Annotated in this window: 16 protein-coding genes; 10 read left to right on the plus strand and 6 right to left on the minus strand. The window is 65.0% G+C overall.

What is annotated here, in order from left to right; all coding sequences use genetic code 11:
* Positions 1 to 181: transposase (locus BLU09_RS40165; protein WP_143043264.1), on the minus strand; the 181-nt coding region annotated here is incomplete at its 3' end.
* Positions 182 to 289: 108 nt separating this feature from the next.
* Between BLU09_RS40165 and BLU09_RS39110 the strand changes: the two genes are divergently transcribed.
* The 5 genes from BLU09_RS39110 to BLU09_RS38555 all read left to right on the plus strand — a co-directional run bounded on the left by BLU09_RS39110 (position 290) and on the right by BLU09_RS38555 (position 9,512).
* Complete coding sequence (locus BLU09_RS39110) at positions 290 to 598, plus strand: hypothetical protein (protein WP_186818014.1); 309 nt, start codon at positions 290 to 292, stop codon at positions 596 to 598.
* Between the two features lie 139 nt (positions 599 to 737).
* Positions 738 to 1,703 (plus strand): 3-hydroxyacyl-CoA dehydrogenase family protein, encoded by a 966-nt coding sequence (locus BLU09_RS36730; protein WP_090495806.1) that lies wholly within the window; start codon positions 738 to 740, stop codon positions 1,701 to 1,703.
* On the plus strand, positions 1,700 to 2,290 hold the full coding sequence (locus BLU09_RS36735) for an MPN domain-containing protein (RefSeq protein ID WP_090495807.1): 591 nt from the start codon (positions 1,700 to 1,702) through the stop codon (positions 2,288 to 2,290). Before BLU09_RS36730 ends, BLU09_RS36735 begins: the two co-directional genes overlap by 4 nt.
* 827 nt (positions 2,291 to 3,117) lie before the next feature.
* Positions 3,118 to 8,025: an NACHT domain-containing protein gene (locus BLU09_RS38550; protein WP_143043265.1), complete on the plus strand. Its 4,908-nt coding sequence runs from the start codon at positions 3,118 to 3,120 to the stop codon at positions 8,023 to 8,025.
* Positions 8,022 to 9,512 (plus strand): hypothetical protein, encoded by a 1,491-nt coding sequence (locus tag BLU09_RS38555; protein ID WP_143043266.1) that lies wholly within the window; start codon positions 8,022 to 8,024, stop codon positions 9,510 to 9,512. The genes BLU09_RS38550 and BLU09_RS38555 overlap by 4 nt, the downstream gene beginning before the upstream one ends.
* A 251-nt stretch (positions 9,513 to 9,763) precedes the next feature.
* Here BLU09_RS38555 and BLU09_RS36755 read toward each other — a convergent pair whose 3' ends face one another.
* From BLU09_RS36755 to BLU09_RS36770, 4 genes are all read right to left on the minus strand, one after another.
* Complete coding sequence (locus BLU09_RS36755; protein ID WP_090495810.1) at positions 9,764 to 10,234, minus strand: NUDIX hydrolase; 471 nt, start codon at positions 10,232 to 10,234, stop codon at positions 9,764 to 9,766.
* Entirely contained in the window at positions 10,231 to 11,235 is a 1,005-nt protein-coding gene (locus BLU09_RS36760; RefSeq protein ID WP_244172368.1) for a DUF2380 domain-containing protein, read from the minus strand. Before BLU09_RS36760 ends, BLU09_RS36755 begins: the two co-directional genes overlap by 4 nt.
* A 520-nt stretch (positions 11,236 to 11,755) precedes the next feature.
* Positions 11,756 to 12,949: a hypothetical protein gene (locus BLU09_RS36765; protein ID WP_090495812.1), complete on the minus strand. Its 1,194-nt coding sequence runs from the start codon at positions 12,947 to 12,949 to the stop codon at positions 11,756 to 11,758.
* Between the two features lie 120 nt (positions 12,950 to 13,069).
* Positions 13,070 to 13,834 carry a serine/threonine-protein kinase gene (locus BLU09_RS36770; protein ID WP_186818013.1) on the minus strand — a complete coding sequence of 255 codons (765 nt, stop codon included), beginning with the start codon at positions 13,832 to 13,834 and terminating at the stop codon, positions 13,070 to 13,072.
* 434 nt (positions 13,835 to 14,268) lie between these two features.
* On the opposite strand from BLU09_RS36770, the gene BLU09_RS36775 reads away from it, so the two are divergent.
* Together BLU09_RS36775 and BLU09_RS36780 are read left to right on the plus strand one after the other, a co-directional pair.
* The gene (locus tag BLU09_RS36775; RefSeq protein WP_090495813.1) at positions 14,269 to 14,796 is read left to right on the plus strand and encodes a DUF1993 domain-containing protein; all 528 of its coding nucleotides are present in this window, start codon (positions 14,269 to 14,271) and stop codon (positions 14,794 to 14,796) included.
* A gap of 514 nt (positions 14,797 to 15,310) precedes the next feature.
* A complete protein-coding gene (locus BLU09_RS36780) occupies positions 15,311 to 16,471 on the plus strand; it encodes an ankyrin repeat domain-containing protein (protein WP_090495814.1) in 1,161 nt (386 codons plus the stop codon).
* 59 nt (positions 16,472 to 16,530) lie between these two features.
* Here BLU09_RS36780 and BLU09_RS36785 read toward each other — a convergent pair whose 3' ends face one another.
* A complete protein-coding gene (locus BLU09_RS36785; RefSeq protein WP_244172370.1) occupies positions 16,531 to 19,347 on the minus strand; it encodes a carboxypeptidase regulatory-like domain-containing protein in 2,817 nt (938 codons plus the stop codon).
* Positions 19,348 to 19,575: 228 nt separating this feature from the next.
* Between BLU09_RS36785 and BLU09_RS36790 the strand changes: the two genes are divergently transcribed.
* The 3 genes from BLU09_RS36790 (at position 19,576) to BLU09_RS40170 (ending at position 23,379) form a co-directional block, all read left to right on the plus strand.
* A complete protein-coding gene (locus BLU09_RS36790) occupies positions 19,576 to 21,321 on the plus strand; it encodes a sigma 54-interacting transcriptional regulator (RefSeq protein ID WP_090495816.1) in 1,746 nt (581 codons plus the stop codon).
* Positions 21,322 to 21,513: 192 nt separating this feature from the next.
* Positions 21,514 to 22,269 carry a Dickkopf N-terminal cysteine-rich domain-containing protein gene (locus BLU09_RS36795; RefSeq protein WP_090495817.1) on the plus strand — a complete coding sequence of 252 codons (756 nt, stop codon included), beginning with the start codon at positions 21,514 to 21,516 and terminating at the stop codon, positions 22,267 to 22,269.
* Between the two features lie 108 nt (positions 22,270 to 22,377).
* The gene (locus BLU09_RS40170; protein ID WP_425270591.1) at positions 22,378 to 23,379 is read left to right on the plus strand and encodes a DUF7107 domain-containing protein; all 1,002 of its coding nucleotides are present in this window, start codon (positions 22,378 to 22,380) and stop codon (positions 23,377 to 23,379) included.
* Positions 23,380 to 23,424: the final 45 nt, after the last annotated feature.

Below are 23,424 nucleotides of genomic sequence, written 5' to 3' on the forward strand. Positions count from 1 at the left end.
CAGTGGGCTTCTTCTCCTCGGGCGGCGGCGTCATCGCCGCTACCCTACGCGCCTCGCGCAACCACTGCGACAGCGTCGGCTGCGAGACTCCCACCTGACGGGAAAGCGCCGCAGCGCTCACCGCGCCTGGCCCCACCATCCGTTTCACCATCTCCGCCTTGAATGCATCCGTGTACGACACAGCTACCTGCCTGTACTCGCCCCCGGGGGTGGTCAGCTCGGCCGGTCAGCCGAGGCGACAACTTCCCTGACACAGGGGGCACGGGTCGCGTTGAATACGGGTACCTCAGTGGCTGAACATGGCCTTGACGCTCAGGTCGTTCTGCTGACGGACCTCGGCGACCTTCGCCGCGTCGGCAGCGGCCAGGGCCTTTGGGAGCTTCTCGGCGTCGAGGTCGGTGCAGTCCACCGCATTGCCCGGTTGCTACCGCCAAGACTTCGACAAGGGGGCCGCGTCGATGGCATCGAAGCCCAGTGCGTCGACGAACTGAAGAATCTGCTGTCGCGCCCGCGGGTCATCTGTTCATGGGATGAGCAACCTGATGAGGCGTTCCTCGGCTCGCTCATCATTCCGCCGCGCGCCCCTGCACCTGTGTGAGCAGCGCGCCCGTGGTCAGGTCGACGAGCCCGTGGGCCCCGGGCATGGCTCGGTGCATCAATCACACATGCGCCATGAACAATTACAGCAACACATCAAGAGGTTGTCTCTGTCGCGCGGGCTGGCAAGGCTGTGCCCCATGACAGACAAGCGGCTGAAGAGGATTGGCATGGTGGGCGGGGGCGCCATGGGGTGCGGTATCGCGCTCGAGCTCGCCATCGCCGGCAGGCAGGTGGTGCTCTACAACACGCGCGCCGACAGCAGCGAGCGGGCGCGCGCGAAGCTGGAGCGAGACGCATCGCTGATGGTGGAGACGGGCCTGCTCGCCCCCGAGCAGGCTCCCGCCGCGCTCGGACGCATCCGCCGCACCACCGTGCTCGCCGAGGCCGCCGCGGAGCAGGACCTGATCATCGAGTCCATCCCCGAGGACCTCGCCCTCAAGCAGCAGCTCTTCCGCGAGTTGGACCGGCTCGCGGCCCCCGACACCCTGCTCGCCACCAACACCACCGCGTTGAGCGTGACGGCCATCGCCCGGGACTGCACGCGGCCCGAGCGCGTCCTCTCTGCCCACTACTACCTGCCCGCGCACCTCATCCCGCTGGTGGACATCATCCCCGGCGAGAAGACGTCCCCCGACGCGGTGGAGACGGTGCGGCGGTTCATTGAGGAGCTGGGCAAGTCGCCGGTGGTGTTCTCCAGGGACGTGCCGGGCTCGGTGGGTCCGCGCCTGCAGCAGGCCCTCATCGGCGAGGCCATTCGGCTGGTACACGAGGGCGTGGCCACGCCGGAGATGGTGGACCGCGTGCTCACCCAGGGCGTCGGACGGCGCCTGGGCGCTTCGGGAGTCTTCGACCGGCTGGACCTGGTGGGGCTGGACTTCATGACGGCCCTCCTCCGCGGCACCGGCCGCCCCGTGCCGCCCGTGCTCGCGCAGAAGGTGGAGCGGGGCGAGCTGGGGCAGAAGACGGGCCAGGGCTTCTACGCCTGGACGCCTGAGTCCACCGACGCCTACGAGGAGCGCATGGCCCGCCACCTCGCCACCCAGCTTCGTGAGGACCGGGCGTCAGGCCGCCTCCGCACTCCAACAGCGGAGCTCGCGGAATGAGGGCGGAGACCGTCCTGCTGGAATCGGCGGTGCTGTCAGACTTCCTGGTGGACGCCATCCGCGAGTACACCACGTGCACCCCGGAGGTTCCGCCCCGGAGCTGGGCCGTGCTGCTGGGGCGCGTCGCCGGCGACGCCATGCGCGTAGAGCGTGTTCGCTTCGCCAACAACGTCCGCGAGACGGATGAGGGCGTGCTCCAGGAGTTCGACACCACAATCATCCCCCGCTTTGGTGCCTGCTACGCCAATGGGCGTCGTGGCTTCTGGTGCGAACCGCAGGAGCTGCTGCGAATCACCACCGAGGCCGAGGCCCAGGGACTGGAAGTGCTCGGCTCCATCCACCTCCACCCGGACTGGCACCGCATCGGCCCGCCCCACGAGCGCGGCCTGCGCGTCAGCCAGGAGCCCACACCCATGGACCGACACCTCTTCCAGGGCAGCGGCTGGCCGCTCAACATGATTCTCTACCTGGAGAGGCGCGAGGGCCGACTCTATCACTCGATAGGAGCGTGGGCTCCGCCCGATGGCCAGGAAGCCGGCGCGGGCTGTCGCGCTCTGGCCATCCGAATGGAGACTCCGGAGCGGTGAACCGTAACCGTCCTGCCAGTGACGTCGCGTGAGGGGCTGCAAGCAGACGAGGGCCGTGGCTGGCGAGGAGCGAATTGTACAGAGACTGGGCTTGAGACGTGAGTCCGGCGGGTCAGCGGTGCGCCGCCGGATACGAAAAGCCCAGCAAGCCGGTGGGATTGCTGGGCTCCACAGTGGAGGCGGCGGGAATCGAACCCACGAAAATAGCGATAGGAAACCCCAAGCAGGACGCGCTGTTACCTGCTATCGCATTGATTCTCCTCGGGTTCGTTATCCCGCCCCGGCCCACGCCGTTCCCTGGCGTGCCGCCTCCAACCACGCTGGAGGGGCACACTGGCGGCACATGCGGTCCCTCCCGAACAAACCGCTCACCGACGCGAGCAGCCAGGATGCTTTCGCTTCTTGAAGTTCACGCCAAGCAGGTACGAGGCAGACGAGAACATGTGCCGCCACGAGGTAGGGCTGGTGAGGGGTGGGTCGGAGGACGCAATTGGGAATGCAGGCGGAGCTTGCCTAAATAAGACGTCAGCAAGAAGCGGTGAGGAAGCATGTCGCTAAGTTGCTGGCGGAGGCGAGCAAGGTGGAGCTTCGCATACCCCAGTACCTGGAGCCGACCGTCACAAGACACCTAGAATGCAGAGTATTGGAGCACGGCTTCGTGGCGATGCGCCTCGCAGCGCTGCCTCTCCCATGCACGGCGCGGTGGTCTGGCTGCTGAGAGGCCACTCCATCCGAGACTGCGCCCACTGGAGTCAGGAGAAGCCTACCCCAAACCAGGGTCAAGGTCCACCCGCGAGCATCCGAAAGAGTATGTTATGAAGCACTAGATGAGTAAGAGCGCCAACACTGCAGGCGGCCGTGCCACTGAGGCGGGCATGGCCTTCCAAGCATCCGTTGCGACCTGGTTCGCCGTCCAGATGCTCGCCGACCTGCCCATCGGTTCTGCCTTCGGGCTGCCGACGGGCCTGAAGGTCTCCGGGCTTCAATGCGAGACGGGGGACGCAGTCGATGACATTGTCGTTCGGCTTGATGGCGGCGGGGCTATCTACGTGCAGTGCAAGACACGGCCGGCCCTAACAGTTGGTTCGGATACCCCGCTGGGGATGGGTCTCACCCAAGTCGTAGACTTGTACTCGCGTCAGAAGCGTAGTTCGTCGTCTGCGGGCTACGTTCGGGCGCTGCTCGCAATCGCCGAAGACGCCCCGCGAACGCTTGAGACGCTTAATTCGGCTTGCCGTTTGTTCGACCATGGCGGCGTCTGGGACGAGGTAAATGCGAGAGCGACTTCCGAAGTGCGTAGTGCCCTGCAGCTATTCGAAGCTCATGTCCGCTCGGCTTGGCCCACTGCTCTGAACGGGCCGCTTGATGCAGGCGACCTCGTCGAACTTGCGCGGTTGTTCCAGATCCGACGATTTCCAGAGGACGCTACAAGCGAGGCGTGGCGTACTACGGCTCACCTCCTTGGCCGAAGCCTCTATGGCTCAGAGAGTGCTGGGGAAGGGCCGATGGCGGCCCTCCTTGGTCTCTGCCGCAGGTTAATCCGCACCGGCGCACCTGTCGAGCGCGCGGGCGTGATGCGAGGGCTACGCTCTGCAGGTCACATCGATGTAGCCTCCCCTGGCTTTGACAGCGACATCCAGGCAGTCCTCACCTACTCAAGTAAGGAGCAAGAACGATTACGCAAGCATATGAGCTTGCCGATCGATAACGGCATACCTATTACACGGGACTGTCTTCTCCCGCTCCAAGCGGCTGCTGAGAGCGGCAGCCTGCTTGTCACCGGCGAACCAGGTGCCGGCAAAACAGGTGTTCTGCTACAACTTGCGGAGCAAATGGGAAAGGCGCCGGGACCGGTCCTCTTCCTGTCGGTTGAACGATTCTCTGGCTTTCGCAAGCGGAGCGACATCCGTGACGAACTCGGACTGGAGCATGATCCGATCGAGGTATTGAGGGCTTGGCCTGGAGCTAGTCCTGGTCTGCTGATCATAGATGCTCTCGACGCCTCTCGGGGCGGTCCATCCGAGGCGGTCATCACGTCGTTCATCGAAGATGCAGTTCGCGCATTGGGCGCACGCTGGTCGATCATCGCATCTATCCGAAGCTTTGATCTTCGCAACGGCCGTCGTTTCCGCGAAATCATGCCCGGCGAGACTCCCAATCCAGGCTTTGCCGAACAGGAACTCCGAGGCGTCCGGCATTTTCACGTGCCGCGGCTCTCCGGTGGGGAGGTAGCGGCCGTGGCCGCAGCGGCGCCAAGGCTCCGTGAATTGGTAGTGTCGGCGCCCGACAAACTAAAAGACTTGCTCCGCAACATTTTCAATCTCTCAATTGCCGCAGAGCTGTTAACTTTCGGCGAGGATCCGCAGTCTATTCGCGCGGTGGCCACTCAATCGGAGCTCATCCGCCAGTATGAGAACATCCGGCTACCAACCCAACGCCTTCGCCTCGCCGTAAAAGCAGTAGTCGACGTCATGGTTCGCCGTCGACAGCTAACGGTTCGCGCGACGGATATTGAGAACGAGGCGGTTGAGGAGGTGCGCCAAGCCGGAGTGTTGAATCCGGCCGGTGACAGAGTGGCCTTCGCGCATCATGTGCTCTTCGACCACATCGCCGCTCGCTTCTATCTTTCGTGGGACGATCCCGATGTCTTACGAATGCAAATCACCCAAGACCCGACGGTCGGACTCATGCTTGGGCCCGCCCTTCGGTTTGCTCTAGAGGAGATGTGGCAAGCGGACCACGCTGGACCACCTACTACTTGGAGATTCCTCGTAGATATCGCAGGGGTCGCCGACCCGGATCCAGTGCTCTTAAGCATTGCATTGAGGACTGTTGCGGAACGTGTCGGTGTGCCAGAGGACGTCACCGCGCTTTGCACCCTCATTGATTCCGGGAAGGATGCGGAAGCCACTGGCCGACTCGTGGGCCAACTAGCGCGATTTGTTGGAATGGCTGCGGCCGAAGGAGGCGGCCTCTCTGAGCCGACTGCCAAGGCATGGGCCCATGTCGCACTCATTGCTGCGACAACAAAGGTTGAGCGGGTCGTGGATGCGGCCCGAGTGCTGTTACTAACGCTCGCGGAACGGGCTGATCTCACGGTCCTAAGCGTCTTGAGTGTATTCGGCAGCGCTGCGCGGACTCTCTTAGACACAGCTTGGTCGCTTTCCCCAGAGCACCCGGCGCTTACCACGGCGGGCATCCGCTTTGTGGCAAAGTCCTACGGAACCGATCCAAGCGCTTCTCGTAAACTCCTGAGCCGCATTCTGGACGACCGCTTCGAAGAACACGCGCCGCAAGAGGCCACGTGGCTCGCCGACGGTGTCACAGCGATCATCCCGCACGACCCTACTTTTGTCGCTCGGATCTACACAACACTATTCGGGCGAGAGGTAACAGATGAGTCGAAGACATGGCTAGGCGGGACCCCGAGCCGAATCCTTGCGCTGACATCAACCCGTCGGCAAGACTACGAGCAGGCTCGTTGGCGCTTGAACAAGGCACTCGGTTCCTTTCTAGAAGCTTCACCGATTGCCGGCACTGCTGCGGTGATTGGGGCCGTCCAGGGACTCGACGCTGCAAAACGACGCGGGGGGGACAGTCCGCAAGTGCTGACTCGTATGTGCGTCGGTGAAAAAGAGCTCCAAATCATCGACGATCTTTTGTCCCTGCAAGACTGGCAGGAGCAGGATCCCTACGAGGAGGAGCCCCTTAGCGTTTTCGTGGACTTTCTACGAGTATGTCTGCGAGAAGCATTCCGCGATGCGGTGACGACTGCATTGGCACGTCCGACGAATGCGTCCGTGTGGGCTCGCCTGCTCGGTGTTGCCGCTCAGCGTACAGATGTGGCCGATGACATGCTCTGGCCTTTGGCGTCGGCCCCGCACTTCGCGGCACTCCAAGGTCTGTCACGAGACGCTGTGATTTTCCTTGCAGCTGCGTACCCCCGGCAGTCCGTTGAGCATCGTTCGGCTTTCGAGAAAGCGGCATTGATGCCGGATCTTTTCCCGAATGAGCAGGAAGCGAACTGGTGGAACTCGCTTCTCAAACGGTTTCTTTCAGTCGTCCGGGCCGATTTAATTGTTACTCCCGAAATGCGCGCCCTGCGAGCAGAGATGGAGGCGTCGGACCATCTCACTGGAAATCCGCCGCTTCTCAGCATGCGCGTCGAATGGGGATCTTCGGAAGATGTCGTCGAGAGCTTACTAAGCAGCCAAGGGGCGGATCTTGAACGAAGCCCTGACCGCGAGATCCGCACGGCCAGCCGCAAGCTTGAGGACCGTATCAAGCAGCATATAGACGCACCCGACAGAGAATACCTCGCAAATCTATGGATTAACATCAAAGACACTGTCAATCTCCTTGACAAAGGGGCACAACAAAACCCTCACCCCAGGCTTGTTCATTCTAGTTGGGGAGCAATTAGCAATGGTGTCGAGCAGTTGGCAAAAAGCGAGAGTTACTCACCGGAAGATAAAGATTTGCCGTCAATCGATGCCCTGCTGAATTTAATCGATCGTCTGCTGGCAAGTCCCTATCCTGAGCGCACGGATATCCCCGAAGACCTGATGAGTTGGGGAAACTGGGATGTCCGAGTCTATGCAGCTTCAAGCTTGGTGGCACTTGCACCACGGTTCGCGGGAGCGCGGTTCGACATTATCGATCGCATGGCCGCATGCATGCGAGATCCCGCTCCCACAGTGCGGCATCAAGTCGCACGAGCATTAAATGTCTTGTGGGATGTTGCAAGAGAGCGCATGTGGGCGCTCATAGCCGAAGTAGTGGAGCGAGAGACGCACAAAGGCGTACTCCAATTCTTCGTTGGTGGTTCCCTGCGGGCGTTGTCGCGCGCCGAGCCCGAGCAATGCGCAGGCGCCCTCGAAAAGGTGCTTCAGCGCGATTGGGACTCCTGGGGCACGCAGAATGCGAGCAGGAATCATGCGAGCGATGCATTTGCCAGTCTAACGGCCTTCCTGTACGTAGCATGCAACCAGGAGCTAACCTGGAAGTGGATCGAACGCTGGGCATTTAATTTGCGTCGCGGCGAAGTCTACATCGTGCCAATGCTGCACGATCTGCGACAAGTGTTCTTCTTTCCATATACGGACACTCCAAAGCCTGAACAGATTGAGATGGCAGATCGGGCTCGCAAACTGCTCGAACTTGTCGTCGGTGCAGCCGTTGGCGCCATAGATGAGGCCCGCCTACACCTGCAGGACTCTCCCTCTCAAGGATTGATTGAAACTTGGCGTCCGCTATATGTGGCCGGCGATCACGTCATTGGCCAGGCTTGCAATCAATTCTACTTTGGTTCGGGCGCATTTCAGCCAACCACGGTTCACGAAAACGACCCTAGCCTCTCGACTCTCAATGCCAAGCAGCGCTTCCTGGCTGACTATGCGATTATTCTCGACGCGATCGCAACCCACGCTCAAGCTCGAACAGTTCACAGCCTTTTCGAACTGCTCGCCTATCTCGTGGATGGCGATCCTCCTGGGGTTTTCGATCGGATCGCGAAGGTCCTGCTCGGACCAGCTGCGGCAGATGGATACCAGTTCGAGGAACTCGGCTTAAGTAGCCTGGTGGAGTTGATTCGACGCTACTTGGCCGACCACCGTTCGATCTTCGACGACCCCACTCGCCGTCGTAGCCTTATTGAGATATTGGAACTGTTCGCGTCCGCGGGCTGGCCCGAGGCGCTTAAGCTGCTCTTCGAGATACCGGAGCTGCTCCGATGACCGAGGCGGCTAGAATCACCGCTTTTGAAAGAGCGCTGCGGGCGGCCTTCACCCAGTTCAACATCGAAGAGGAGGTCATACGTGCCAGGCACGCCGCAGCAGTCCAGGCCGGGAGTCTGCGCGCCCCGCTCGACGATGACTCACTTCTGGAACGACCGACCCGGCGCTTTCTAATTGATCCAATGTTGCGCGCTCTCGACTGGAACCCGGACGATCCAAATCGTTTGCAAGAAGAAGCAAGGAGCTGGGCCGAGAACGGCGAGCGACTCTATTTTGATTATCTGGGCGTCAGTCGGCAGCGCGCACCAACTCTTCTCGTCGAAGCTAAGGGCGCGGACTCTGTGAGCGCGAGACCGCCGCGAGAAGACAACATCAGCGCCCCGCGTATGTCGGCGCTGCTCAGCGAAGCGCTCGCCAAGCTGAAGACCGGTGATAAGCCCGGAGTTTTGGCGCAATGGGTTGCTTGGCTTAAGGACCTCCGCACCTATGTGACCTCGTTCAGCGATACAGAGCGATTGACCCTCAAGCGCGTCGTGATAACGGCCGGTCGCTGGCTGATCATCTTCAAGAACCCCTTGACAGCATTCATCAAGGACAGCGGCCCCGATCCCACTGAGATCTACTGCTATGTGTCGCCAGCTGAGATCCTTGAGCGGCACCGTGAGATCTACAATTTACTAGATCGACGTCGGCTCATCGACACACTCCCGCTAACGATGCCGCTGGGGGAGGCGCTAGAGGTGCTCAGGCCTGCGAGCGTGACTCAAGCTTACAGGGGCGTTGTAGTGGCGACCCGCATGACGGGGGGCATGCGCAGTGAATTCCCACATCGCGTTGTCTACCCTGCGCTTGTTCTGCTCAGTGGCGGTCGTACATTCGCTGTGGTCGACTATAATTCAAATCCTGCCTACGAGCCGCGCGAAGCCAGTCAACTTCATGCCTTCATCAACAACCTCACAGAAAAAGCCAATCACTTCCAAGAACGCGTACTGAACGCACTCAACCGAACCGACCTGCGGATGACACCGGCCTCAGACTTCCCCATTGACATCCGAGAGATGGAAAGTGGAGCTGAATTTGCGCCGGAATTTGGCTCAACGGTAGCACTTGCCCCGACCGCTCCGCTCCGACCTCAGCTAGTTCGACAGACGGGAGAACGCAACGCACAGTATGAGTTCTTAGTGATCACCGGCCAAAGCTGGTTCTACAAGGAGGTTTCCCCCACTGGACCGGAATGCGAATTCCACAATTTTCGGATGGCCAAGAGTCGAGGAGTTGCGCAGGCACAGGGGCGATTCGACCATGCCGCTGACAGCTTCACAATCTCCGATGATCCTCAGAACTGTGAACACGCTGATCTCCTTGGACTCCGGCGCTCGCGCTGCCACGTGAAGGAGATCGAATCGCACCTGTGCTGTCGCACATGCATCTTCCACGGAACATGCTGGGATGCCGCTGAACTCGGCCGACTTCCCTGCGGGAAATGACCTCTCTGAATAACTAGAGCAATTGCAGAGATTAACTTTCGGGGCAATCCGTCTAGTAGGAGCCCCCGCCAGTAAAGCATTGAACCAATTCCGGATTCCGACGCCCGTTATCCAAGTTACTTAAGCATTTTTACCATCCGTGCGCGGCAACAGAATTCTAATCCCCATGTGTCAGCTCGAACGACGTTAGAGGGCACATGGGGGGCGCATGACGACTCCCTTACTTGCTCCAATGGAGCCACCGCTGCCGGTCAGGATTCGTCGTCGGGAAGGAGCGTCCGGAGAAGAGCATCGTCAGGTCCGAGTGGGCGCCAGCCAGGGGGCGGCGGCCCCGCAAGGAGAGCACTGCTGGCTCGCTCTACGCGCTCCTGGTGAGTTTCCGGCGTGTAGCCACTCCATCGACCGAGCACTATGGCAACGTCTATGCGGACTTCGTCGTCCATCTCGGTCGGCCATCCATCAGGGAAGTCGTCGGACAACTCGCGCACGAGCACATCACGAACGAGACGTGTGACCCGCCTACCCTGCTCGGCCTCAGCGAGCAACCCGCAGAACACCTGCACCGCAGCGACATCGTCTTCACCAAGCTCGTCAGCCAGAATATGAAACGGAACGGCAGGGTGAGCCTCAGCAAAGGCGGTGAGCGAGTCGAAACCACGTTCACGGACCCTCTCATGTAGGCGGGCTCTCACATCGCCCTCCCACGGATGCCGGGCGGTCATTGGCCTCTCCAGGAGGTGAAGTTCATTGGGATCTTATAGTCCTTCATTTGCTTGGCAACGAGCTTCAGGATGGCCTGCTGCGGCAACATCCGGCCGGCGCGTGCCTCGGCATTGAGCAATTCGCGCATAAGAAGTTGGTTCCATTCTCCGGGCCATGTGCGCCCGAGCTTCCAGTGCCCCCCTCCATGAATCGCCTCGTGGTGGGCCTGATTCAAACGAACGCAGAAGTTGTCGATGTCCATGTCACCCTTGAAGCCGCGCCGCTCGAACCACTCCCGGTGCTCTTGCGGCAGGACGTGATGCTTCGGTGCGTCGGACATGCCCGCACCGACCTTGCCCGTCACCTTCATACCGCGCACTTCGGGACTATCCCCCAGCGCTTCACGCACGCTCTCGGGCAAGTCTTGGTTCGACTGGGCCATCAGCACCTGCCCACCATGGATGCGGACTGCGGCGCTGACGGCGGGGAGGGAGATGACGCCCGCCTGAACCAGCCTTCGCATCATCTCCACCCACTCCGCCGAGACGACAAGCCGCGAGCCCGCCATGACGCCCCCTGAACTCATGACGAGCCCCACACCGAGCGTCCCGGGGGCGGCTGGGGGTGGCCGGGGGAGTGACATATTCAGCGTGGAAATCAGGGCGAGCAGCTCCATCACCTGCGCCGCCACGACGACTTTGCCGCCCACCTCCATGGCCGAGCGTGCTTCCCGACGAATCGTGTCGAACTCGTGGGTCAGCTCCCCCATCAGCACGGGCATCGCGGTCGCCGCCGCCTCTATCCGCTCCGCGTCCCCAGATGAGAGGTCCGCCAGCGTCGGAGTCAGCTTGCCTTGAACTCGATGCAGGTCCGCGAACAGCTTTTCGGAACCGCACATGGGGCAGTCGCGGAGCAACGCATCAGCGAGTTGCAGGAAGTCCACCCACGTGGCCAGCAGCAGGGTTCCGAACATCGCGGCCTGGAGCCGGGGCCCGGTCATCTGGAGGATGCCCAGCTCCATTCCGGAATCCCCCACCTCCGAAGCCACGCCCGTCAACGCCGTGGCACTCCCCAGCGGTCCTCGGAGCCACGCCAGTTGGCTGGACCCATGGTCGAGATAGCGCGTGAACACCCCGTCGAGTCCCCGGCTACCAAGAGAGGAAGGACGCGACGCAAGTCGAGCGCGCGTGGTTTCGATGCCCTCCAGAGAGCGCTTCACCTCATCAATGGCGTCCAGGGTTGCCTGACGCACCGCTACGGCGCTCTGCACTCCACCTCCGACAGATACGGACGCAGTGCCAAGCACAGCCCCTGTTGCGTCGTGCCGTGGCCCCCGCTGGCGCGCTCGCCGTTGGTCCTCCTCGGGCCCCGAGATTGAGAACGGAGAAGCGTCCGAGGAACGCGGAGGCTCATCGTCTAGCGCGTCTTCCCACGCGGGAGACACGGCCACGCGCGGCGCATAGCTCAACGTTCCGCCAAGCCCGGAGGCATGCGCCACCGAAGCGGCCCCCGTGGCCAGCACCGCCACCACCAGCAAGGCGTTAGCGCGCATTGTCCACCCCCAGGCCAACCGAAGCGAAGGCCCCCGGTCGCAGCGTTCCTTCCGCCGTGGGGAAGAGCAACGTGCCGCCTGTCCCCATCGCGTAGAGCTTCCCCCCTAGGAATCTCCAGCGCACCTCCGCCGCCCCCAGGTAACGCGCTCCGGGTTGCCCCATGCCCACGCCCAGGCCCTTCAACGCCACTTCCAGACTGCGCTCGAAGAGTTGCACCGCCATGCGCCCGTCCACGTCGAAGCGCCCCCAAGAGAACGCCTCCGCGCCGAGCGACAGCTTCAAGTGCCTGTAGAGGCCCCCGTAGCTGACGGCGTCCCAGCCCACTTCGGCCTCACCGAAAGCCGAGTAGCCGTCCGGGAAGCCAGCATCCGCGAGCGGCGCGCAATCCGTGCCCGCAGCCTGGAAGCGAGCCAGTTCGTAGTCCGCTCCGAAGAAGCCTTGCCGGAAGCCGCCTTGCTGGCGCCGCGCCTCCAGCCGCAACCGCAGGTTGAGTGTCTCCGTCCCCGCGTCTAGCCCCGCGCCCGCGACAGCCCCCCATGCGCCGTGCTCGCCAGGACGCCCGCCCCAGCCCGCCACCAAGTGGACCTCGTAGTCAGGTCGCACCACCACCACCGCCATTGCATCCGCATGGGCCAGCGTCACCGATGGCGCGCGTCCACCGGCTCGCCCCCAGTCACGCACGGCGGACAGCGCCAAGGTGTAGCGACTGTGCTCCTTGGCCTTACCGAAGAAGACGTGCTCGATGTCCAGGGAGAACTCCGCGCCCATCAGCCGCGCGCCCAGCACGTCCGAGACGAACGCTTCCGTGTAGAGAGGCCCCAACGTGCCGGTGAGGAAGCCTCCCGCCGGGTGGTAGTCCGGATTCGCGCGGTTGGAGTAGCGGCGGACCAGATGCCCGGAGAGCAGGCTGTAGCTGTCCAGGCCACCGAACCACACCCCCAGCGGCGCGTTGTCCGAGCCGAACTTGAGGCCACGAACGAATTGCCCCCAGTCCGAGAGAGAGTCCCAGTCCTCCCGCCGCACAATCCCCGCGCCCTTACCACCGCCCCACATACGGAAGCGCACGGGAGCCCCCACGTTGACGCCGAACTCGGGGCCACCGTCGATGATGAAGGTGGGCTCCATTTGGATGAGCAAGACAAGCAGTAACAGCGCGGACAGACACCTTCGCTTCCTGTGCATACACGCCTCCTGTGCGTGCCCCGAAATGAGGCACGAGAAACACACGTCTCCCGGTCGGCCTGACGGCTGGAGCAGTGCCGGTGGTGAATCAGCATTGGTGAAAGGGATTGAGGGCCGCCGTTAAACGGTCGGCTGCTTCGTCAACGCGCGCCGGGGGCCTGCACCGGGCTCCGTTGGCACTTCGTCCGGGTGGAGAGCGCCCGCCGACGCGCGATGTGCGCCCCCATGAGGTGATGGAGATTCCGTCGTGGGCTCGTAGCCGCCCTGCTCCGTAGTGACAGGGGGCGTCATGCCTCCCTCATCGCTGGGCACCTCGAAGTCCCAGAGCCCTTCGCTGGCGTCCGCGAGCGCCCGCTGAATCTCTCCCAAGGCATCCTCGCGCACGTAGGGCTCGAGCCGCGCCAACTGGGCACGCAAGATGACCTCCAGTTCAGCGGAAGTCCCGAAGCGTTCGGCGGGACTTCTACGCAGCATCGTGTGGAGGATGTCCCGCAGGGGAATGGAGAGCCCTCGCGCGGCCTGCTCGACGTCGTCGGAGCGGAAGGCCATGGCACACCAGCTGGCGTCTTCCGCGAACTCGGGCAACGCCGTCACCACGGACGCGATGGAGGCAGAGAAGGCCTGTTCCCGCTCCGCCTTCGACATCCGCGACTCCACCTCTTCGATGCGAACATGACCCGGATCGTACAAGTGGCGGCCTGTGGCGAACTCCAATAGCGTCAGCCCCAGGGAGAACACGTCGGCCCGCACGTCCACCACCTCGCCCAGCAACATCTCCGGTGCCGAGTAGAGGACTTCGCCTTGGGGGCGCGGCAGGGTCGTGGCCAGCCACCCCGAGAGACGAGAAAGGCTCCCGGCAAGCCGAGAGTCAGACGGATTGGACATGGGCGGGAAACTCCGAGTGTCCCCGCGAGAGGGGTTCGCGCAAAGGCAAACTCAAGGTACAGCCAGCCCATTCGGAGTTGAACGACGTGTCAGGTCTAAAATCCGGAAATCTCATCTACCCCAAGTGAAGACGGGCAGATCAAATCTGCAAAGCTCCTTTACACTCTCCAAGGGAGCCTAGGGCCAGCGCTCGACGACATAGGCGGGAGAGGATCTTCCGAGCACCGTAGCCCCGGGCGCCTCCGTCTCCCGCCGGATGCGGACCCTCTGCTCCGCGATAAACCTGCTCTTCCTCACGACCGACCTCCCCCCGGTCGCGAGGACGCTCTCACGCTTCACCTGGCCCAAAGATGGGGGTGCAGACCAGCCTGACAGGGAGCCTGGCGGGGCGCATCAAGCCTGCTAGGGTTGAGTCATTCAAGGAGGTTGCACCGATGTCGATTTACGAAATGACCATTCCCTGCTTCGCGCAGATGCTGCGCGCGTTGCAAGGCTTCCTGAAGAAGGGGGAGGCACATGCTCGCGAGCTGGGCTGCGACTCGAAGAACCTGCTCCAGTCGCGACTGGCACCTGACATGTACAATCTGGCCAGCCAGGTGCAGTTCGCCTGTACCCAGGCGCAGGAAGCAGTGCTGCGGCTTGGCCATCAGCCACTGTCGGCGCTCGACGCGCCGGAGGACATGGAACAAGCGAACGCCTTGATTGAGCGAACGCTACAACTGCTGTCGAGCGCTGACAGGGCACGGATAGAGGAAGGCGCACAACGCCAACTGTCCATCGAGTTGCCCAATGGCATGGCCTTCGACATGACCGGCAGCGAATACGCGCGGAACTGGGTGACACCGCAGTTCTACTTTCACCTCGTCACGGCCTACAGCATTCTGCGGCACAACGGTGTGCAGCTTGGCAAGGCCGACTACGTCCCGCACATGTTCGCCTACCTGCGCCAGCCAGCGACCTGAGTCGATGGCGTCGGCGTTCGTTCAATGACTGAAGAGGACTTGGAGTCCAACGTCATGCTCCCCGGTCCCGGCAAGGCCATTGGCTGTCCGCGCTGAGGCGCCCTCCACCAACGCGGGCCCCTCGCCTCCGGAAATAAGTTCGGCGCCGTGCTCTGGAGTAATGGCTGGTTCGAAGCCCCCATGCGGCCGCTGCCACCATTGGTTGCGCGCTGCATGGGCTGCCATGCGTTCTTCTGGGTCGCGCTCGTCACATCGAGGTCATGCAACGCCTGCGGATCGACCTGGGATGGGACTCCAGGAGGTGAAGCACTTCGTCGCCCAACTCGACGCGCATCGTCACCCGGCCCTATGTGCCCATGCACCTCAGGGTACGTCCTGGGTCATGACACGGATGCCCCGACGTTCATCGACGCTGACCGTACGACGGGCAAAGCATGGCGCGCACACGGACGTTTGAGGAGGTAGGCTGCGATGCTGCGGCGTCCAGCCCCCCCGCATCCATCAGGTAGCGCTCATGAAGCTCGACAAGCCCGAGAACCTGTTCGCTGCCATCGAGCAGTGCGATGTCTTTGCGGTGGAGGACCTGCTGGCCAAAGGGGCCGACCCCGATGAAGTCGACCTCGACGGCTACCAGGCCACGCCGTTGGCGTACGCCTGCAGTCACGGTGACGAGGCTACCGTGCGCGCGCTGCTGGACGCGAAGGCCACCCCGGATGCAGCGGCCTTCCAGCCGCCGCTGGTCGCGGCCACTGAGCATGGCTTTGCCGCTCTTGTGAGCTTGCTGGTGAAGGCCGGCGCGGATGTGAACGCGGGGGACGAAACCGGCGCCAGCGCGCTGTGGACGGCCGCCGCGAATGGCTTTGCCGACATCGCACGATGCCTGGTGGAAGCCGGCGCGGATCGCGAGCAGGCGAACAATGACGGCAAGTTGCCCTCCATCGTGGCGTTGGAGAATGGTCACGCCGCGCTGTCGAACTACCTGAGCGATCCGGCGAGCTACCCGGCCACGCATTCCTTCTGGCGCGGCAGCAAGAAGCTTGCGCGGCAGGCGGCGGAGGCACGGCGCGCACAGGTTGTCGACAGGGCCACGGGCAAGGACGTCCGTGGAGCTGCCGCTGCCGAACCCGAATGGACGTTCTCCGTCGGCATTGCACGCAGCCAGTGGGCGACCCAGGACTTCCCTTCGGTGGCCGCTGCCGGCAACGTCGAACTGGTGGGCCGGATGCTGGACGCCGGCCTCGACCCCGACTGGACCCAGTTCAAGGGCAACCCGACGGCGTTGATGCTGGCCGCGCGCAGTGGCGAACGGGGTGCGGTGGATCTCCTGCTCGCACGCAGAGCCAAGGTGAACCACCGCACGGACAAGGGACTCACCGCGCTGCACATGGCGCTGTTCAAACCGTCGGCACGCGTGCACGGCCCCATCATTCGCAGCCTCTTGGCCGCGGGTGCCGATCCCAACGTGCCCGACGATGAAGGACAACGACCGCTCCAGCGCGCGCTGGCGCATGCGATGCCGGTGCTCGTGCAGGTATTGCTCGAAGCCGGTGCCGACCCGTTCATTCGCGACCGCGCCGGCCGCATGCCCGCCGACTGGGCGCCAACCGATGGCAAGCACGCCGATACCATCCGCAAGTTGCTGGAGACGGCGCGCAAGGGACGGACGGACGACTGATCGACCGCACCAATACCAGCACCATGGGCGACGTCTGTCGTCGCCCATGGTGTGCGGGACTAGCGAGCCGGGACGCGCAGGACCAGGTCGTGCGGCGGCAGGTAGAGCTGCTCGGCAGGCATTGCCTGTCCTTCGTTATCCTGCCCCCACGTCACCACGGTGCCATCGGCGAGGAAGGCCTGGCTGGCGTTGCTCGTGACCGCAATGCCTACCACGTCCCTCACGTCGGAGGACGGGGCGATGGCGCTTTCGCCCCAGGCCACGACGGTGCCATCCGCCTTCAACGCCAGGACGAAGGAATCGCCTCCCGCGATGGCCACAACCTCCGTGAGGTCGGCGGGGACACTCAGGTCCGAGGGAAGGTCACCGCCCCACGCCACCACGGTGCCATCCGCCTGGAGGGCGAAGGCGGTCCTTCGCGACGTGGCCACACTCACCACGTCGGTGAGCCCCGCCGGAATCGGGTGGATGTCGGCCAGGGACGGCCCACCCCAGACGGAGACGTGATTGGAAGCAAGGACACCCACGCCCCAATGCGCCCCGTAGGCGACGGTCTCCTGGGGCACCACCCACACGGAGGTGGTGGTGTGCCGCCGCCAGGGCACACCCGGCGTCACGACGATGTCGTGCTCGCCCGGAGCGACGTGGTGCGCCACCCGCGCCACCACCTGCGTGTCGGACCAGGAGATGAAGTCGGTGACGGCTTCTCCTCCCACCGTGACGGTGAAGGGGCCGCGCTCGGCGCCGAAGCCGGAGCCCGTCAAGGTCAGGTGTCCCCCCTGCACCGCCAGCTTGGGCGCGGAGACCTCGAGCGCGCCCAGTCGCGACAGCGACAGGTTGACCGGCTGGGGCTCGCCTTCGCGCACGTCCAGCGCGGCCTCCGCCTTCGCGTAGTTCGCCTTGCTGGCCGCCAGGGTGTGGCGCCCCTGGGGCACGCCCTCGAGGACGAAGTGTCCCTGGGCATCCGTCGTCGCGGTGGCGCCATGGCCAGGGAGCGACACGGTGACACCCTCGTGGTGGCTTTCGCCTTCGAGCTGGATGGTGCCCGTCACCACGCCGGGCCTGCGCCGCAGCGTGATGTTGACCACCGTGGTCTCCTGATTCCGAACCACCACGCTCCGCTCTTGAATCTCATAGCCCGTCCAATAGGCGGACAGCGTGTACGTCCCCACGATGAGGCCATTGAAGGAGAAGCGGCCCTGGGCGTCCGTCAACACGGAGGCGTTGCTCTCCACCAGCGCCACCGAAATGCCCGAGGTGGTGTTGGCGTCCTCCAGCAGGACCACGCCCGAGATGTTCCCGCGAGCGCGGGACAGCGTCAGGCTGACCTGGGCCTGCTCGCCGGCGCGAACCTCCACGGTACGTTGGCCCGTGGCGAAGCCGTCCTTCTGGGCCTCCAAGGTGTAGGAGCCCGTGGGGACGCCGGTGAGGGAGAACTGGCCCGCGGTGTTCGTGCGCGCGCTGAAGGCCGTCCCCGCCAGGGTGACGTTGATGTCCGCCGGCGAGATTCCGCCCTCGAGTTGGATGACACCAGCCACGTTGCCCCGCTCGCGCGTCAGCGAGAGCGAGACGTTGGCCGACTGGTTCTCCTGCACCTGGACGGACTCGCGCGCCACGGCATAGCCGCTCGACCGCGCTTCCACCGTGTACGTGCCCGCGGCCACGTTGTTGAAGGTGAAGCTGCCCTGGCCGTTCGTGGTCGTGGTGGCCCCCGTCTCCGCCAGCGTGACGGTGATGCCGCCGTGGCTGCTCGCGCCCTCGAGCAGGGCCGTGCCCACCACGCGCCCCTGGGCCCGTACCAGCGTGAAGGCGACCGTGGCCGCAGCGCCCGTGCGCACCGTGACGGATTGCTGCACCACCGCGTAGCCCTCCTTCTGTGCGGTCAGGGTGTAGGTGCCCAGCGGAAGCCCGGTGAAGGAGAACTGGCCTTGCGCGTTCGTCGTCGTGTTGGCGCCCGTCTGCGTCACGGTGATGGTGACACCCGAGGGGGTGGCTCCGTCCGACAACTGGACGGTGCCCGCCACGTCCCCGCGTACGAGCAACAACGTCAGGTCGACCTGGCTCGGCTGGTTCGCGCGGACATCCACGGTCTGCTGCGCGTCCACGTAGTTCTCCCGCCGCACCCGCAGGGTGTACGTGCCCGTCATCACGTTCTGGATGTTGAACTGCCCCTCGGCATTCGTGGTCGCAGTGAGGGACGCTTCCACCAGGGTGACGACGGCGCCGGCGTGGTTGCTCGAGCCTTCGAGCTGGATGACGCCGGTCACGCTGCTCCGCTCGCGCGACAGGGAGAGGTTGACCAGGGTTGAGCCCGTGCCCCGCACCTCCACCGGCTGCTGCGTCGCCAGGTAGTTCGTCTTCTGGAGCGCCACCGTGTAGGTGCCCTGGGCCAGGTCAGAGAAGGTGAAGAGCCCCGTCGCGTCCGTGGTCGTTTTGGCGCCCGTCTCCACCAGGGTGACGTTGACGCCCGAGGCATCCAGGACGCCCTCCACCTTGACATTGCCGAGGATTGAACCCCGCCCACGCACGAGGTCGAGCCTCACGGAGGCCATTGCTCCCGTGGCGACCGTGACGGACTGTCGGGCCTCCGAGTAGCCGGGCATTTTCGCCACCACGATGTGCGTGCCCGCGGCGACGTTCTCCAGGGTGAAGCGGCCGTCAGTGGCCGTGGTGGCGCTCAGCGAAGCGCCTTCCACGGAGACGCTGATGCCCGCGTGGGACGAGGCCCCCTCCAGGATGGCCTGGCCTTCGATGCGCCCGTTCTGCGTCCCCGAATCGGGCTGAGTCCCCGCGTCGGAGGGGGTCGTGGAGGTCGAGGAACAGGCGGAGAGGGCCAGCAGGAAGGCCCAGAGCCAGGAAGGACGAATGAGGCGCATGGGGTGTGCCACTCGGAGGAACCGGGAATGGGAAGGACGGCCAGGGAACGGCGAAGCGCCTGACGGTACATGGATTCGACGGTTCCGTGGAATGGCGTGGCCGCGGCAGGCCTGTGGTGGGGATGCGCCTGCCCCGCGACGGCATTCCACCCAGGCACCCTCCTCCCGGGCCCCGCACGCGCACGCCTCCCGCATTCCTGATATGCGACTGCGTCGTCCGCTCCCGCCATGCCCCAGCTTCTGGTCCTCCCCGACGGCCGCCGTCTCCCCTTGGACAAGCCCGTCGTCTCCGTGGGCTCCGACGCCACCTGCGACGCCGTGCTCCTTGCGCCCGGCGTGAAGCCGAGCCACGCGCTGCTGTTCCGCGACGCGCGAGGCTGGAGCGTGTCCCCGGCGGGCAAGGGCTGTGACATCAAGGTGCGAGGGCGGCGCGTGGACCTGGCGCCCCTGGAGCCCGGGGACCGCTTCCGCGTGGGCACGGTGGAGCTGGAGCTCATCGAAGCGGTGGAGTCCGTCGCGGGTGATGCGGCGGAGGTGGCCCCCCGGCGACAGGACGGCCGGCTGGTGGCGGTGCTGGCGGAGCTGTCCTCGCGGCTGCTGGTACAGCGCCCTCCCCTGGAGCTGTTGGAGGTGGCGATGCGGGGGCTCGCCGACGTGGTGGGCGCGGACGTGGGCTTCCTCGTCGCCGCGGACTCTCGGGAGGGACCTCGGCGCGTGCTGTGTTCCACGGGCGCCAGACCCGACGCGGCGGTGGTGGACAGCCTCGTGGACCGGGTGCTGACCTCGGGTGCCCCGGTGCGGGTGGCCGACGTAGCGGCGGACGCGGCGCTGGCCCGGGCGCCCAGCATGGAAGCACTGCGGCTGGGCTCCGCGCTGGTGGTGCCGCTGCGCGTGGAGTTGGTGCCCCTGTCCGTGGTGTACTTGGGACGGAAGTTGGGCGCTCCGGCCTTCTCGGCGGTGGAGCTGGAGGAGGCCATGGCGCTCTCCGCGCTGACGGCGCTGCTCCTGTCGACCCGGCGCGAATTGACGGAGCTGCGCGCGCAGGTGGAGGGCCTCACCCGCCGCATCGAAGCCGCGACGTTCGAGGGGCTCATCGGCGAATCCCCTTCGATGCGCGCCCTCTACCGGCAGGTGGAGCGACTGGGGCCCACGCCGCTCAACGTCCTCGTCACAGGCGAGACAGGGACGGGCAAGGAGCTGGTGGCGCGGGCGCTCCACCGGCGCAGTGGCCGGCGCGGCCGGCTGGTGGCCATCAACTGCGCGGCGCTGCCGGAGAGCCTCATCGAGCGCGAGCTGTTCGGCCATGCGCGTGGCGCGTTCACTGGCGCGGGCACGGAGCGGGCGGGACTGGTGGAAGCGGCCGACGGTGGCACCCTCTTCCTGGATGAGATTGGGGACATGCCGCTGTCGCTCCAGACGCGTTTGCTGCGCGTGGTGCAGGAGCGCGAGGTCACCCGCCTGGGCGAACACCAGCCGCGCAAGGTGGACGTGCGCGTGGTGTCCGCGACCCATGTGGCCCTGGAGGAGGCGGTGCGGCGGGGCACCTTCCGCGCGGACCTGCGCTTCCGGCTGGAAGAAGTGCGTGTGGACGTGCCGCCGCTGAGAGCGCGTGGTGAGGACGTGCTGCTCATCGCCCACCACGTGCTGACGCAAGAGGCGCGCAAGGCGCGAGGCTTCACCCAGAAGGCCGCGGAGGCGCTGCGGGGGCACCCCTTCCCTGGCAACGTGCGAGAGCTGGCATCGCGCGTGCGCCGCGCGGCGGTGCTGGCGACGGACGAGCTGTTGCGCCCCGAGGACCTGGAGCTGGGCGGCGACACCGAGCCCATGATTCCCCTGGAGGAGGCGCGGGAGGCGTTCGTCCAGCGCTACGTGCGGGAGGCCATTGCCCGCTGCGGCGGCAGCAAAAAGGACGCGGCGGCGGCGCTGGGCATCGGCCTTCGCTCGCTGTTTCGCTACCTCGGCGAGGGGGACTGACAGGCCGCCTCCTCTGGAGGGCTTGTCCGCGTGCCAGTCCTGGCACGTTTCCCCCAGCGGCAGGTGCTCGGAGGGCCAGGGGCATCATGCAACCCCGTGGAATCGGGGCGATTCGATGTCTCGCGAGGCCTGGGCACGCACGTTGCTTTGGTGTTGCCCATCGCACGCAGGCGGAGAACCGCCACGGTGCAGATGAACCTGACGGAGACGACGATGAAGCATGTGGTGATGGGATTGTTCCTGGCGCTGACGGTCATGGGCTGCGGCAGCACGAAGGACGATGACGGTGAGGGGCCCGACGGCAACCCCAACGAGCAGGACGCGGGGCTGTGCAGCGCGAGCAAGGCATGTCCCTCCGGGCAGTTCTGCTTCAACGGCCTGTGTGCCCTCGGCTGCCAGTCGAACGGGGACTGCGCGGCGGACCAGTACTGTGACACCGAGGACACGGGCACGCTCGTCTCCTATTGCAAGAACAAGAAGGTGCCGACCTGCTCCTCCAACAGCCAGTGCCTGAGCAACCAGGTCTGCATCGAGGGCCTGTGCAGCCTGGCGCCTCCGGCCAACCCGCCCTCGTGCAACCCGAACACCAGCGACTTCAAGGACGGCTGCGACACCTATGCGGTGTGCCTGGACGCAGCGGACGAGGGCTCGCAGCAGCCGTACTGCGCCAGCTTCGCGCCCTGCCCCGAGGATGGCGTGTGCCCCACGGGCCTGGGCGGCGCGGTGTGCAACGACGGCTACCTGCCCAACAAGGGCCGCTTCTGCATGCAGGGGCTCTGCAGTGACAACTCGAACTGCCCCTCGGCGTGGAGCTGCGTGAAGCCCTTCTCCGGCGCGGTCCTCGGGTTCTGCAGCCCGGGTGCCTTCGGCTTCCCGTGCGCGGAGAACAGCCACTGCAAGAGCGGCCAGTGCTTTGGCGCGCCGGGCGTCATGGGCACCTGCATGTAGCTGGCGAAGACGGCCCCGTGTTCCCCCGTCGGGGAGCACGGGGCCTCTGGCGTTGTTGGGGGGTGCTCTCCGAGCCTCCCTCCGCCTAGAGTCGCCCGGGCCTTGGTGATGCGCCGACTCCTCCTGCTCTCGTTGTTGCCCGCGCTGGTGCTGCTCGTCGCGCCGGGCTGTCCGCTCGACATCCGAATCCGCTGTGACGAGCCCGACGGCTGTCCCCAGGGGCAGGTCTGCGTGCGAGGTGACTGCGAGCCCGTCGAAACGGCGCGGATTGGGGAGGCCTGCGGCGAGGATGCGGACTGCGGGCCGGGGCGCACCTGTGGCACGGGCTTTCCAGGTGGGTATTGCCTGCTGGCGTGCTCCGACGCGGCGCCCTGCCCGGCAGGAAGCGTGTGCGCGCCGGGGCTGGGGCAGTGTCTGCGAACCTGTGGCGAGGCCTGTGCCCGGCCAGGCTACGGATGTGGGCACGTGCCCGACGCGTCCGGCCCCCTGAGTGCATGTGTGCCGGTGACGACGTCGACGGATGGTGGCTGTACGGGCTCGGGATGCGAGGTGCCGGATGCTGGCTGTACGGGCTCGGGATGCGGGATGCCGGACGCCGGATGCGCGAGCACGGTGGAGGTGGGAGGAGCGTGCACGCAGCCGTGCGAGTGCGCGGATGCAGCAGCGGCCTGTGTCGGCGGGACGTGCACGCTGACGTGCTCGACGGACTTCACGTGTCGCGACGGGCGACGGTGCTCCAATGCGAGCTGTGTCGTGGGGGCTCGGATTGGAGAGCCGTGCAGGGACACATTCGAGTGCTCCGACTTCGCCGGTTGCCCCAGGGAGCGAATGCGGTGCGAGGAGAAGTGCAACCCGGGGAGCAGCCTCTGCGAGGCGGGCTACCAATGTGCTCCAGACGGGCTGTGCGTACGGGAGTGCTCGGGTACCCCGGTCTCGGTGGGAGAGGACTGCGAGAACTCGCTGGACTGCGCGCCCTGTAGCGTGTGCCTGTCATCGGGGGCGGCGCTGCGGTGCCGGCAGCCATGCCGGCTGGACCGGGACTGCCCCGGAGGGGCGCCGGGCGCCTGCGAGCAGGTGGGGGACACGAAGGCCTGTCGGCTGTCGCTGTAATTTGCCCGGTTGCTCGCGGGAGCGCGCTCCCGGAGAATACCCGGG

The organism is Myxococcus virescens (genome assembly GCF_900101905.1).
Lineage (GTDB): Bacteria > Myxococcota > Myxococcia > Myxococcales > Myxococcaceae > Myxococcus > Myxococcus virescens.